The 13,474-nt window shown below is 49.5% G+C and carries 13 protein-coding genes; 1 reads left to right on the forward strand and 12 read right to left on the reverse strand.

From position 1 onward, the window contains the following. Nucleotides 1–78: 78 nt before the first annotated feature. Nucleotides 79–1,260 carry a trigger factor gene (gene tig / locus LC508_RS15690; protein ID WP_103731076.1) on the reverse strand — a complete coding sequence of 394 codons (1,182 nt, stop codon included), beginning with the start codon at nt 1,258–1,260 and terminating at the stop codon, nt 79–81. A 165-nt stretch (nt 1,261–1,425) separates the two neighbouring features. Here tig and LC508_RS15695 point away from each other — a divergent pair, with 165 nt between their 5' ends. After that, the gene (locus LC508_RS15695) at nt 1,426–1,917 is read left to right on the forward strand and encodes a hypothetical protein (protein WP_033141995.1); all 492 of its coding nucleotides are present in this window, start codon (nt 1,426–1,428) and stop codon (nt 1,915–1,917) included. Between the two features lie 38 nt (nt 1,918–1,955). Here LC508_RS15695 and LC508_RS15700 read toward each other — a convergent pair whose 3' ends face one another. From LC508_RS15700 to LC508_RS15750, 11 genes are all read right to left on the reverse strand, one after another. Then, entirely contained in the window at nt 1,956–2,408 is a 453-nt protein-coding gene (locus tag LC508_RS15700; protein WP_033141994.1) for a DUF1934 domain-containing protein, read from the reverse strand. Between the two features lie 2 nt (nt 2,409–2,410). Then, nucleotides 2,411–3,232 carry a glutamate racemase gene (gene murI / locus LC508_RS15705; RefSeq protein ID WP_033141993.1) on the reverse strand — a complete coding sequence of 274 codons (822 nt, stop codon included), beginning with the start codon at nt 3,230–3,232 and terminating at the stop codon, nt 2,411–2,413. An 84-nt stretch (nt 3,233–3,316) separates the two neighbouring features. After that, complete coding sequence (spoIIR, locus tag LC508_RS15710; protein ID WP_225305193.1) at nt 3,317–3,976, reverse strand: stage II sporulation protein R; 660 nt, start codon at nt 3,974–3,976, stop codon at nt 3,317–3,319. 273 nt (nt 3,977–4,249) lie between these two features. Beyond that, on the reverse strand, nt 4,250–4,876 hold the full coding sequence (locus LC508_RS15715; protein WP_225305194.1) for a Ger(x)C family spore germination protein: 627 nt from the start codon (nt 4,874–4,876) through the stop codon (nt 4,250–4,252). Beyond that, nucleotides 4,857–5,927, reverse strand: coding sequence for a GerAB/ArcD/ProY family transporter (locus tag LC508_RS15720; RefSeq protein WP_225305195.1), 1,071 nt, complete (start codon nt 5,925–5,927; stop codon nt 4,857–4,859). The genes LC508_RS15715 and LC508_RS15720 overlap by 20 nt, the downstream gene beginning before the upstream one ends. Further along, a complete protein-coding gene (locus tag LC508_RS15725) occupies nt 5,917–7,425 on the reverse strand; it encodes a spore germination protein (protein WP_033141992.1) in 1,509 nt (502 codons plus the stop codon). Before LC508_RS15725 ends, LC508_RS15720 begins: the two co-directional genes overlap by 11 nt. 121 nt (nt 7,426–7,546) lie before the next feature. Beyond that, nucleotides 7,547–8,221 carry a GntR family transcriptional regulator gene (locus LC508_RS15730; RefSeq protein ID WP_033141991.1) on the reverse strand — a complete coding sequence of 225 codons (675 nt, stop codon included), beginning with the start codon at nt 8,219–8,221 and terminating at the stop codon, nt 7,547–7,549. Further along, nucleotides 8,218–9,123: a 4-(cytidine 5'-diphospho)-2-C-methyl-D-erythritol kinase gene (gene ispE, locus LC508_RS15735; RefSeq protein WP_255625470.1), complete on the reverse strand. Its 906-nt coding sequence runs from the start codon at nt 9,121–9,123 to the stop codon at nt 8,218–8,220. The genes LC508_RS15730 and ispE overlap by 4 nt, the downstream gene beginning before the upstream one ends. A 113-nt stretch (nt 9,124–9,236) precedes the next feature. Further along, a complete protein-coding gene (locus LC508_RS15740; RefSeq protein ID WP_033141989.1) occupies nt 9,237–10,796 on the reverse strand; it encodes a DUF3794 and LysM peptidoglycan-binding domain-containing protein in 1,560 nt (519 codons plus the stop codon). 15 nt (nt 10,797–10,811) lie between these two features. Continuing rightward, on the reverse strand, nt 10,812–11,222 hold the full coding sequence (locus LC508_RS15745) for a protease complex subunit PrcB family protein (protein WP_018595706.1): 411 nt from the start codon (nt 11,220–11,222) through the stop codon (nt 10,812–10,814). A 204-nt stretch (nt 11,223–11,426) separates the two neighbouring features. Continuing rightward, on the reverse strand, nt 11,427–13,469 hold the full coding sequence (locus LC508_RS15750) for a beta-galactosidase (protein ID WP_181014414.1): 2,043 nt from the start codon (nt 13,467–13,469) through the stop codon (nt 11,427–11,429). Nucleotides 13,470–13,474: the final 5 nt, after the last annotated feature.

A 13,474-nucleotide genomic window follows, 5' to 3' on the forward strand; every position in this document is an offset into this window, starting at 1 on the left:
ATACAAAAATCCTACAAATGTAAGATATAGTTTCACCCAATATATTACACCTGTAGGACTTATTGTCAAGTATTTTCTTTATTCGGTTTTCGCGTCCCCGTCACCGGTGTTCTGCGCATCTGCAGGCACATAGGTCACTTTTGCAGTCTCCTGGAGGATCTCACAGGATTTGCTCCAGAGTACATTGGCCTTCACCATGGTCTCATCGCTGTACGCGCTCTTGAGGGCCTCAGCATCCTTAAAGCCATAGTCTTTGGCAAACTTCTCAAGCTCTGCCTCATAGTCTTCCACAGAGATCTCTACTTTCTCCGCATCGAAGATAGCCTGCACGATCAGAGACTGCTGCAGGATGTTCTGTGCCATCTGTGTCATGGTCTCCTCTGCCTGTTCTGTGGAAATGCTCTGGGATTCCCAGTATTCCTCCAGAGTCATGCCGCTTGGGCTGGCATACTGCTCCTGGATCTTGTTCTTTACATAATCCATGGTCTCGGACATGGGTTTCTCCGGATATTCCGTGATCTCTGAGCTTTCCACAACTTTCTGGAACAGGTCGGATTTAAGCTGACTCATATAGTTCAGGTCAGCATTCTCCTTCAGGGAATTTTTGATCTCCTCTTTATACTCATCCACGGTCTGCTTGTCTGTATTGTTCTTTACCCACTCATCTGTCAGCTCCGGCGCTGCCTTGATGGCATTGATCTTCACCTTGAACTGCACCGGCTTGCCGGCCAGGTCAGGATTGTTGCTGTACGGGTCCGGGAAGGTCAGGTCAAGGGTGACTTCCTCCCCTTTGCTCTTACCGATCAGGCCGCTCTCAAATCCGTCGATAAAGGAATTAGAGCCGATGAGCAGATCTGAATCCGTGGCGGAACCGCCGTCAAATGCCTCTCCGTCCAGGTATCCTGTGTAATCAATATTGACGGTATCGTTCTCCTGTACCGGTCTGTCCTCTGTGATCTCCTCTGCCTTGTAGGTGAGCTGCTGGCTGATGTAATCCTCCACATCAGCATCCGTGATCTCTGTCTTTGTCTCTGTGACTTCCAGGTTCTTATAATCTCCCAGTTTCACATATTTGCTGATATCATCCACATCGACAGCCACCACCTTGCCCTTGCTGTTGGTATCTACTGCCGTATCCTCCGCGGATGTCTCAGTCTTTTTATCATCGTCTTTGCTCTTGTCACTCTTCTTGTCACCGCATCCTGCTGCCATCACTGCAATACTGAGAGCCAATAGCGCCATGATCAGTTTTTTCTTCATATACAATTCCTTTCGTCTGTGGTTTCTGGTTTCCGCATAAGGAAGTTATACCACACATGACCTGAAAAAGGAACCCTTTCTTTCACATTTTTATTGCCTTTTCACAGAAACAATGCTAAAATAATAGTTGCGTTATCAGTCCAGATTTTAGGAGGTCTAACACAAATGGTGTGGAAAGTTCTACTGATTATTTTAATCGTTTTGGTAGTCGTTCTTGCCGTTTTATATTTTCTTGGCAAGAGGGCACAGAAAAAGCAGGAAGCACAGCAGGAGCAGATAGAAGCAGCAAAGCAGTCCGTCTCTATGCTGGTTATCGATAAAAAGAGGCTTCCCATTAAACAGTCCGGTCTTCCCCAGATGGTGATCGACCAGACACCGAAGCTTATGAGACGTTCCAAACTCCCCATCGTAAAGGCAAAAATCGGTCCCAGGATCGTTACCCTGGTGGCGGACGAGCAGGTCTTTGAGATCATCCCCGTAAAGAAGGAAGTCAAAGCAGAAGTAAGCGGTATCTATATCACCGGTGTCCGCGGACTGCGCGGTGCTTTGGAAGCTCCCCAGAAGAAGAAAGGGTTCTTCAAGAGAATGCGCCTCAAAGCGGAAAACATTGCCAAGGGAAACAAAACAGAGAGTAAGGATACGAAAAAGAAAAAGTAAAAAACTGCCGCCCGGGAAACGAAACCCGGACGGCTTTTTTATGATGCCAGGTGGAAATTGCCTGCGGCCTGGGGCTTCACATTTACACAGATCTGGCAGTCCGCTGTATGTATATCGTTGATCTCCAAAGCGTAGTCAATGAGGATATCAATGTTCTCCTCCTGCTCCTGCACATCTATCCTGGTTGCTGAGATTCCCATCTGCATATCTCCGAAAGGAGTTGCATAATAGGTCAGGTTCTTCTTGGCCTCCTCAAAAATCATGTGCGTGTTGGTGAGGCCCTTTTTCTGCACCTCCACATAGCCCTGCATCACTTTGATCATATTTTTTGTGATAGTGTCATATCCTTCCTGCACTTCCTCATAGCAGATGAAATGATGGCCATTCCTGTAGTAATAATCTCCCTTTGCCACCACTTCCACTTCTTCCGGCTTCTCCCCGGCTTCAATCGCCTGCATCCCTTTTACTGTTATCAGTACATCTTTTGTCATGTTCAATACTCCTCAATATTAATCTGCTTGGTCATCCTCACATCGTAGGGCAGGATAGAACCTGCAAACTCCTGGAAACGTTCCTCCGCGTCACTGACATAGAAGCGGTAGGGGAACTCCTCCTCCTCGTGTCCGTCATTCTCAATCCCATGTTCCTTTAACAGCTCCCGAAGTGCCCTGGCAGTCTCATAGGCGGGGTTTACCAGGGTAACGCTTTCCCCTGCCACCTGACGCATCAGGGAACGCAGCAGCGGATAGTGGGTACAGCCCAGGATCAGGGTGTCCACGCCCTGTTCCAGAAGGGGGTCCAGATAGCGTTTTGTCACTTCAACCGTCACTTTATCCTTCAGCCATCCCTCCTCCACCAGGGGGACCAGCAGGGGACAGGCCTGGCCGATTACCTGGATCCGGGGATCATATTCATGTATAATGGCAGGGTACAGCTCGGAATTCACCGTTCCTCTTGTACCGATCAGGCCGATCTTCTTATTTCTGGTAGTCCGGGCAGCCACTTTTGCTCCCGGTTTCACCACACCGATAATGGGAATATCTATCTCCTCCCGTATAGTTTCCAGTGCCATGGCACTGGCAGTGTTGCACGCTACTACAATGGCCTTTACCTCCTGTGTCTGCAGGAAACGTACAATCTGACGGGAATATTTCAACACGATCTCTTTTGACTTGCTTCCATAGGGCACTCTTGCAGTGTCCCCAAAGTATACTATCCTCTCACTGGGCAGATTGCGCATGATCTCTCTGGCAACTGTAAGTCCGCCCACGCCGGAATCGAAAACACCGATCGGTGCCTGTTTATTCTGGTTCATATGAAAACCCTCTTAAAATTTATTTTCTATTTTAACCGTGTTTCCATTTTACCCTCATTGAGGCCAGAATGCAAGCCGCAACCTTTAAAACCACTTAAATCCTATTTTCACCTGATCCCTTTTTTCCGGATCATTCAGAATTGTCAGGAATTCCTCCTCTGTGAGGACTTCTCTCAAATCTTCTTTTTTCTCCTCAGAAACAATTCCGTGGGACTCATCGAGAAAGCACAGGCTCGGATAGAGGACGCACCACCAGTTGTGCCCTTCTGCCTTCCCGATCTTCACATTCAGGGCCTCATACTCTCCTGCAGGAAAGGTACAGTCCCCGTAGGTCTTGTCAGGGAAATACGTCTTTTCCACGGCGGCAGCAACAGGGTAATCATACCCTTCATCCGCGATCACCTCTCCGGCAGCCTCCTCAATCTCATCCAGATGCATTTTGACAGCCTCTCTGGTCGCTTCCAGGGATCTGTCTTCCCCCAAAATTCCTTCCAGATAGTCCACAATCTTGGTCTTAACGTGAAGCTTCAGGTTCTGGTCCTCCTCCGTATCGCTGTTGGCAACCACGTGCAGGCGGAAGATCTCCTTTGCGATCCCCTGCTGTACTTCATTTTCCAGACGTGTCTGAACGGTTTCTTTTTCTCTCTTCAGTGTATGTATACGCACAGCGCCGACCAGCACAGTGGCAAGCAGGCCTATGATCGCAGCGGCGATCCAGATATTTCTCTGTATTCTTCTTCTCACAGCAAATCCCTCCGTCTTATCCGGCATACCGGCGCGGAAAACTTTATGCCTCCGCACCGTATGACCGGTATTTACTTCTCATTTATTGTTACTGTTCACTGCGTGCCCAGCAACACGCTTCGCGATGCACAGATATGGAGCATTCTGCTCCATATCGCGCTGGCTGCCTCGGGATTTTCATGCCTTCAGCCTGAAAACACCTCGCGGGACAGTGGCGTGTGAACAGTAACCATTTATTTTCTATAGACAGAGTATTGCCGCATCTTTACAGGCCTATTCCTGATTCAGCATAATTTTATCATCCAATGCGCTTACCTCTCCGAGAACGGGCCGCTCTTCCCCGTTGTGCCATGCGTTATATAAGTCCTGAAGGTCTGTCTGATCCTGTGCCCGGCTGTCAGGCCGGTTCTCCACAATGCCGGTGAGATAATCCCCAAGGGAATCCATCTGCTGCCCGTCCATGCTCATAACATCCCCCAGCTCACTGCAGGAGAACACGTAAATATTTCCCGCCACCGAAGGTTTTTCCTCCAGATAGTGGAGCAGGTTCTTATATGCCTCCTCATGGTCAAGCAGGCCCTTTCCCAGAAGCAGAACCTTCAGGTGTCCCGTATCCAGGTAGTCCTCCTGGCTGTTCTGAAAGTCTTTTTCCGCGTCCTCCATGGTCTTTCCCTGATAAAAATCCGCCTTTTCCCCGGCTTTCTGGTTCTCCCCGTCCTTATTCTGCCCGGTCACACCGGACAGGTCGGGAAGGCCGTAATAGACCTGGTATGCACCGTCCTTAAAATCCACACCCATGGAGAGGGGAAAGCTGCGGTTCTCCAGGGCCACCCCGCAGGCCGTCAGATTACAGGCCAGGATAACAGCCAGGAGCACTGTCTTACTTTTCTTCCTTATCATGATGTTTCCCCCTTCCGTACGCGATTCCCGCCCAGAGTGCCAGCAGAAGGAACAGGGGCGCGTAAATATTCTGCAGAACCTCCCGGTACCATTCCAGGGAAATACCTGCCTTTTCACATCCCAAAGCACACACCAGAATCCCTGCAGCAAGATAAGGCGCCCCCTTTTCCATATGGCCGCGTTTTAACAGTTCATGGTTATAGAAAAAAATGCTGCCCACAGCAAAAAAGATGCAGAACATAACTGCAGCGATGAAAAAGATGTCCACGCGCTCCAGAAAATCACCGGGCAGGTCCACGCCTGCCATCATATCAAACAGCGGGTAGGATTTCTGCACATAGCCTCCGGCGCCGAATGCCCCCTGCAGAAGTATGAGGGCTGCAGAGAGAATGCCAAGCAGCAGAAACACGGAACCGTTCAGCGCCTTTCCCGCGTTGCCCGCCCGGTCCACATTCCCCAGGGTAAAGGGAAGGAAAAATACAGGCAGGAAGGTACAGAATACCCGGTAACATCCCTGTATAAGCCCCTGCAGTGACAGAGACCCGGTCTTCTCCAGATAGATACCTTCGACTCTTGTCACAGACAGCAGAAACATGGCCGCCAGGACAAATAAAATGATGGGAAAGCATATCTCAGCCATACGCGCCCTGCGCTCCAGCCCCTGGTGGCTTCCCAGATAGCATACCACAGCCGTAACGGTGATGATCACAAAGGGCTTGCTGCTCTCAATGAAAAAACGGCCCGTGATCCTGCTGGTCACAAGAAGCAGGAAAACACCGGTGATAAAGAGATAGGAAAGATGCAGAAGACAGAAAATCTTTCCCGCGTATTTTCCCATATACCGTTCAGGACATAAATAGCAGGGCTTCATGCGGATAAAAAATATGCTGGCTGCAAAGAAGAGAACCCCCATCAAAAGAAGGGAGAGCACCCCCTGCCTGCCCTCCAGATATGAGGTGACAGGGATGGTGACCAGATAGATGCCGAGCTGCCCGAGAACAAGCTGTCTGAAAAGCTGTCTGTGGGAAATCCGTTGATTGTCAGCGAACATGCTTCTGTCCTCCTTTTGTTTTCAGGCGTACCTGTTGTTCCCTTCTGGCATAGAGGGGTCTCCTGGTCATAAACCGGAGCGGCGCCAGGACAATGCCGTCTGACTCTCCCCTGTATCCCGCATTTCTCTGTGCGGCAAATGGGGTCAGATAAGGGATACCAAAACTTTTCAGGCCTGCCAGATGGCTGATGACCAGGTAAAGGCCCAGAAGCATGCCGAAGACGCCCATAGTGCCTCCTAAAAGGATAAAACCGAATTTCAAAAGCCGGAACGGGGCGGTAAACTCCTCATTTGGAATGGCAAGGGTAGCCAGCGCAGTAACTGCCACCACAACCACCACGATAGGACTGACCAGATTGGCTTCCACAGCCGCCTGTCCGATGATCAGGCCTCCCACAATACCGATGGTTCCGCCCAAAGGCCCGGGCGCGCGGACCCCCGCCTCCCGGATACTCTCAAATGCCACTTCCATGAAAAAGACTTCCAGGATTCCCGGAAAAGGAACACCTTTTCTGGCCTCCGCAAAGGAGAGAATCAGGTTTGTGGGCAGTACCTGTGTGTGGAAATTCGTCACCGCCAGATAAGCACCTGAAAAGAGCATGGCAAATGCAGCGGCTATATACCGGATGATTCGCAAAAAGGACGCCAGCTCAAAATGGTTGTACTCATCCTCACTCACCTGCAGAAAATCATTGAAGGCAGCCGGGAGCAGGATACCCATAGGGGAGTTGTCCACCAATACCAGGACTCTGCCGTTTAAGATTTCCATGGCGCACTTGTCAGGGCGCTCAGAGGTCTGGAACTGCGGAAATGGGGAAAGCCAGTTTTCCTCTGCCAGATGCTCCACTATGCCGCTGTCCATGACACCGTCGATCTCAAAGCTCTCCAGCCGTCTGTCCAGTTCATCCAAAAGCTCCGGACGCACCAGCTCTTCCATGTACAGAATCTGCACTAGGGTCTGGCTTCTGACACCCAGGGTCTTTTCCTTTACTTTCAGCTTCGCATTCCTGATCCTTTTCCGCACAAGGGCAGAGTTGGTCTTGACTACATCGGAAAACCCTTCCTTGGAACCGCGCAGCACCTTTTCCCTGGATGCCTCCTGTACGCCCATGTTGGGATACCCCTTGCTGGATACCTTGATGGAATGGGGATAGCCGTCAAAGAAGAAAATAGCATTTCCCGCAAACATGGCTGCCAGGGCTTCTGACATGGTGTCCAGTGTTTTAACGTCGGAGATTCCCAGGCCGTTTTCATCCACGAACTCCAGGATCTCATCCTTCGGCATTTCCCACATATGGTTTACCAGCTTGCCGATGACGGAGTCCTCCAGCATCATATTGCTGACTGCCACCTCAATATAGACTACAAGACAGCGTATCTTCGGTTCCTGTCCCAGAATCATGGGACGGATAATGATGTCAGCACAGTCTTTCAGTGTATTTCTGATGTAGTCTTCATTTTCCTGTATATGAATGGATATCTCGTCATTATTTTTCATTTGAAAGGCCCCTTTCCGCTCTCATAATGCTGTGGTATATGCGGTATCAGACCGCATTTGCAGCACAAAAAAGAGAGACGTAATTTTTACATCTCTCTTAGAATATCCATTTCTTCTATTATTATTCCTGCTCATTCAGGCTTCGGATGATGGCCTTCTGCTGGTTGTCCACATGGACATAGACGTATTTCAGTGCGGACTCCTTGTCCTTCTTGCGCAGTGCCTCGCAGATGGCCCTGTGCTCCTGGGCAAGGGTACGGCGCACGGCAATATCCTTCAGATATTCAATGCGGTAGCGGTACATCTGTTCCCTTAAGTTGCTCAGCAACTGTACCAGCCGTTTGTTATTGGTGGCCTTATAAATGATATCGTGAAACGCCACGTCCATCTCCGCAAGCTCAGTCAGATCCCCGTTCTCGGTCAGGCTCAGGAACCTCTGCTCCACCTTATCAAGCTCCTCCAGCTCCTCAGGGGTGATCCGCTCACAGGCCAGACGGATGGCCAGCTCCTCCATACCTTTTCTGACTTCCAGCACATCATTCAGGTCACGCTCTGTGATAGAAGCCACTTTTGCCCCTTTTCTGGGAGCCATGACTACCAGGCCCTCCAGCTCCAGCTTCCGGATAGCCTCCCGGATGGGGGTTCTGCTCACACCCAGTTTCTCAGCCAGGGCAATCTCCATAAGCCGCTCACCGGGTTTTAAATCACCTTTTAATATTGCCCTCCGCAGAGTATTGAAAACCACATCCCGCAGCGGAAGGTATTCATCCATATGCATTTCCAAATCCGTTGTCATCTGTGTCTTCCTCCATTATTGAATACTGTAGTCAAGAAAACGGTTCTGGCGATCTTGCTCTCGCGCAGTGCCTCACAGGCCTGCTCTGCTGTCGCCTTGTCATCAAAGAGTCCGAAGACCGTAGGACCGCTGCCGCTCATCATGGCATTGACTGCGCCGTGGTCCTTCATATGTCGTTTGATCTCCTCGATCACAGGGTATGCCGGAATTGTCACGCTCTCAAGAACATTTCCCATATGTTCGGCAATCCTGTTCAAATTGTGCCATTGGAGCCCCTCCAGCATTCTGTCTATCTCCGGATGCTGCACGATCTCCGATGCATCCAGCTTCTCATAGACAAATTTCGTGGACACGCTGACAGGCGGCTTCCCAATGAGCACGTAGCAGTCCGGACAGGGCGGCAGAGCACGCAGCTTCTCTCCGATTCCCTCTGCAAGCGCAGTGCCCCGAAGCAGGCAGTACGGAACATCCGCACCGACTTTCACGCTCCGCTCCATAAGCTCCCGCACAGTAAGCCCCAGTCCGAACAGTCGGTTCACTCCGATCATGGCAGCGGCGGCATCCGAACTCCCGCCTGCCATGCCGGCAGCGACCGGTATGAATTTCTGCAGATCCACAGTTATCCCCTTCTTCACTTTGAACTCATCCATCAAAAGCTGCGCTGCTTTATAGACCAGATTGTTCTCGTTCGTGGGAATAAACGGCAGATTTGTAGTAATGGAAATCCCCGGTTCCTCTTTGATATCAATTTCTAACTGGTCATACATGTTGATAGTCTGCATGATCATGCGGACCTCATGATAACCGTCTTCACGTTTTCTGACTACATCCAATCCCAGATTAATTTTCGCCAGTGCCCTTAATCTCATCTTTATCTCCTGTGTTTCCTTCCATGCGCCCAAAGGCGAATCATTAAATGTTTATTGTATATTGTATTCGTTTTTATACACTTTATTCTATACGATATGCCTCCTTTTTTCAACACCTAAAAATATTATGATTGCACTTTCACCTGTTACGATTCCACTTTCTTTGTTAAAATCAAGGTATCATACGGTCTTACCTCATCACTTTCCAGATTATTGAGCTGCACAATGGTTTCGATCGTCGTGTAGAATTTCTTGGCGATGTCCCAGAGTGTATCCTGGGGCTGTACCTGATAGCCCACAATTCCGGGCATGCTCTGGAGCTTCTCCCTGTCCAGCTCCCGCTCTTCTATTTCCCGGATAATGCCTGTGTCTGTCTGCTTTAACACAAGGGCATTTAGATTCATAACGATCTTTACTTCTATCTCATCGCTGTCAATCATGGTGGTTGACAGTTGTTCCAGATCCGTCCGCAGGTGATAGGTGCAGTTTTTCCCTATTCCCGGAGCTTCCACCACATGGGAGAAGGGGATCATGGCATCCATGGAATAGAACGGCATATCATCATCCCCTATAATATAGAGGATTCTCACCTGCACAATGCCCTCCACCTCTATGCCGTTTTCCACAGGATGGGTGTCGTCTACTTTCACATTGCCGTCGCTGTGGCAGATCTGGAGGATCTTTCCCTGGTTCTGTTCCATTTTAATGCGGTCGCCTACCCGGCATTTGGAATTATTTTTTACCAGCAGGCTTTCCAGCTTTCTGTTCTCACGTATGGGGACGCATTCTTTTACCGGGGTGTATACGTCCAGAAGAAGGGACATTTCCTCTTCCTCATAGATCTTCATCTCCAGTTCCAGAACAGCGTCCACGCCTATAAGGCGTTCCTCCCCGTCACTGTCTGTTTTTACCTCCAGCTTGCTCTGAGGCATTGTCACATCTATGTTTGGCACCATATCCACAGTGCAGCCCACGCACTCCAGCTCCTGGTAGAAGGGGACAGAGTGCTCCAGCCACTGCAGGGAATTATTGTCATCGTCACCCCGGTACAGGGCAAATATGAAGAGTTCGCCTTTTACGCCTATCTTATCATTTTCAGCCCGGATATCCATGCCGCGGACCTCCACGGTGTTCCACAGCAGTTCGTGGATATTGGGCTTGTTGGATGCAAGGGCAATGTCCTCTTTTACCCGCATGGTATCCTTTTTATGCACCGCGATCCCCATGACGGAGATGTCCCTTTTTTTCTGGGAAATGCCCTCTGCATCCACACCTGCGGGCAGGTCTGTCTCCTGCATTTCCTCCACAGATGCGGTAAAGGTGACCAGGGCTTTGATGTTCAGCTTTCTGGAATTGATAAGCTGGACACTCAGGTCCTCAATGTCCCACTTTACCCGGACCTTGTCACCGTTTTCCAGGCCCTCCAGATGCATGGTCTCCCCAATGGGCAGAGTGCCCAGGAGACTTTGGATCTTACGCTCCTCGCTGTCACTGACATAGAGGAGATAGACCATCAATGCGCCTGTCAGGAAAGCGTGACCCTCGGATATCTGGACATCATCTATATGGATCTCACCTTTTTTCTGGATCATCCGGCCTACGTCCGGCTTGATATCCGGCACATTTAAATCTTCGTCAAAGGTAATCTGGCTGACAGCTTCACATTTTGTATGCATCATACGCATCTGTTTTGTTATTAATTCCACAATAAGCCCTCTTTTCTATTCAAAGATTACCGGTTCTTCCCGATATTTCATTTTCACCACCAGATATGGATAGGATGGCTCGTCTTTTAGGTCTTTGTCCTCCTCCGGCCCTATTAGGGTGGTCTGTAGATGGATGGCATTGTCCCACAGGGACAAGTCCTCAATTTGGATACTGTATCCTCCTGTCTCTTGTTTGCCATAGCCTTTGAGAAGGTATAGATAGGAACCGTCCTGATATGTAAGCTGGAATTCTGATTCTTTGTTTTCTTCTATCAGTTCCTTGACTTTATCAGGAAAATCCTCTTCCTTCATCACTGTGTACTCTGGCTTGACTCCGTCCTGGGCTTTGACTTTTTCTATGCTGCAGGATGTCAGAGGGAGGGTCAGGAGGCAGATGAAACATAGTGTTAGGATTAATTTTTTCAATGTTGGGGGGACCGCCTTTGGTTTTGGGTGCTCTTAGCAATAGTGTATGTGGAGGAAAAGGGGAATATGACAAGGAATTTTTTCTGTGGACAGCGTAGTGTGATACTGCTTTTATAGAAGATAGAAAAAAAGTATGCCCGGTTTTTGTGGAGATACAGGAAACCGGGCATGCTTTGGTATTTGGAATGATACTTTGTCAGAAGGTTATTGATATACTTTTACGCCGTAGGGCGGAAGCGTTATCGTTCCCTGGGCATACGTTTGAGTGAAAAGGTCTTTCTTTTGGTGAGGAAGGCAGATGACGGCAGGGGTGTTGGAGTAGTTGAGGATGAAGTAGTAGGTTGTACCGTCTTTGGTGCGGGGGGCTATTTCACATTGTGGGGGGAGAGTGAAATGGGCCTCATAGGGAGTCTTCAGGTCTAATTTTTCAAGGAAAACTTCCGCTGCCTGCTCGTTGAAAGCGGCACCATAGTGATATACTGTGCCTTTTTGGATGGTATTCTTTATGAGGGCAGGGGTGCCTTCGTAGTAGCAGTTTTCATAGAGCGCCAGGACCTGGGCGGTGGGGAGGACCGGGGTTAACTGATCGTTGAAAACAGCGGCTTCCAAAAGTTGGCCGTCCCAATTGATAAGAGGCGGTGTATCCTCAGGGGAGACCAGGGTGTACTCCGGGATGTCAGTACCGGTCAGGGGTTTTAAAAGACCCGGAAGACAATCCGTGGTGCACCGGCCATTCATGTCTTTATATGCGCTTCGGCATCCTATGATAAGAGTGCCGCCCTGTGCTGTGTATTGTTCCAGAAGGGATGCTCTTTCGGGGGACATGAGGACCGGGTGGGGATAGAACAGGACTTTGTATTTTTGAAGCTGCTCTATGGTGGTGGTTTCTCTTAAATATACATAATCAAGAGGGGTGTGAGTCTTCTGGGCGGCCCGGAAAATAGACAGCTGACTCTGCCACTCTACAGCATTGTGCCAGGTATCAAGCTGGCTGTCCCATATATTGTCATAGTCACGGATTACAGCTGCTTCAGCTTTATAGACAGAACCGGCCAGTTCACTTAAGCACTGGGTTTTCTTGTGAATCTCTTTTAACTCAGCGATTCTTCTGTTGTCGCGGCCTGAATAGTCCAGAATGCCGTGCCAGTAGATTTCCGTTCCTACGGTGCAGGTACGCCAGCGGAAATAGCTGATGTAGTCAGCTCCGTGAGCTATGCTCTGCATGGTCCACAGGGTCATCTGACCGGGTTTGGGAGTAGGGGCCGCCATACCGGTATTCCAGCCGTTGGCGCCTGACTGCTGCTCCATGATACCAAAATTCGATGAGATGGAGCGGACTTCCATCAGGTTGCGGCTCCACATTCTGTCGCGCAGTGAATCTTCCTTCTGATCAAAGCGGTCACGGCAGTAAGCAAAGTTTGGGTAGGAGTCATAGGTAATGAAATCCAGGCTTTCCTCTCTCATACGGTGATTGTCCAGATTGGAAAAAATTCCGTTTGTAGTAATAAAATCTTCCGGTTTTTTGTATTTTCGGATGACAATGCTTTGGAAGGCAGCAAATCTGCAGGCACTGTCTGAGATGAAGCGGGTATAGTCCAAAACCTGATGAGGGTTGTTGCTGCTGCTGGGAGTTGGACGGGGGACGTAAATCTGGCTCCAATCCGTGTAGGTCTGGTTCCAGAAGACAGTTCCCCAGGCTTCGTTCAGAGTATCCAGAGTATTGTACTTTTCCCGGAGCCAGATGCGGAATGCCGCGGTATCGCTCTCGGAATAAAATTCACTTTTCTCACAATTGATCTCGTTGTCTATCTGCCAGCCGATAATAGCGGGATGCGGACCGTAATGGGATGCGGATTTTTCTACAATCCTCTTGGCCAGTTCCCGGTACTTTGGGGAATTGTAATTGTAATGCCTGCGGCCGCCATGTCGGTAGAGAGTGCCGTCTATGGCTGCATTGAGTGTCTCCGGATATTTTTCCGTGAGCCAGGCAGGGGGTGTTGCTGTCGGGGTGCAGAAAATGACTTTAACGTTCATCTCATATGCCAGGTCCAGAAATTCATTAAAAAATTCATAAGTGAACTCACCTTCACGCGGTTCGATTTTGCTCCAGGCAAATTCTGCTATGCGGATAACTTCAATACCGCATTCTTTCATTCTTTCCAGGTCCTCTCTCCAGAGATTTTTATCCCAGTGCTCCGGATAGTAGCAGGTTCCCAGTGTTATTTTTTGTCCGTTTATCAGTTCCATTATTT

It is taken from the genome of Blautia parvula (genome assembly GCF_020215665.1).
Lineage (GTDB): Bacteria > Bacillota > Clostridia > Lachnospirales > Lachnospiraceae > Blautia > Blautia celeris.

Excerpts from the sequence above, each read along its gene's own strand:
- tig (WP_103731076.1), bottom strand. The coding sequence starts at position 1,260 with ATGAAGAAAAAACTGATCATGGCGCTATTGGCTCTCAGTATTGCAGTG.
- LC508_RS15695 (WP_033141995.1), top strand. The coding sequence starts at position 1,426 with ATGGTGTGGAAAGTTCTACTGATTATTTTAATCGTTTTGGTAGTCGTT.
- LC508_RS15700 (WP_033141994.1), bottom strand. The coding sequence starts at position 2,408 with ATGACAAAAGATGTACTGATAACAGTAAAAGGGATGCAGGCGATTGAA.
- murI (WP_033141993.1), bottom strand. The coding sequence starts at position 3,232 with ATGAACCAGAATAAACAGGCACCGATCGGTGTTTTCGATTCCGGCGTG.
- LC508_RS15715 (WP_225305194.1), bottom strand. The coding sequence starts at position 4,876 with ATGATAAGGAAGAAAAGTAAGACAGTGCTCCTGGCTGTTATCCTGGCC.
- LC508_RS15720 (WP_225305195.1), bottom strand. The coding sequence starts at position 5,927 with ATGTTCGCTGACAATCAACGGATTTCCCACAGACAGCTTTTCAGACAG.
- LC508_RS15725 (WP_033141992.1), bottom strand. The coding sequence starts at position 7,425 with ATGAAAAATAATGACGAGATATCCATTCATATACAGGAAAATGAAGAC.
- LC508_RS15730 (WP_033141991.1), bottom strand. The coding sequence starts at position 8,221 with ATGACAACGGATTTGGAAATGCATATGGATGAATACCTTCCGCTGCGG.
- LC508_RS15750 (WP_181014414.1), bottom strand. The coding sequence starts at position 13,469 with ATGGAACTGATAAACGGACAAAAAATAACACTGGGAACCTGCTACTAT.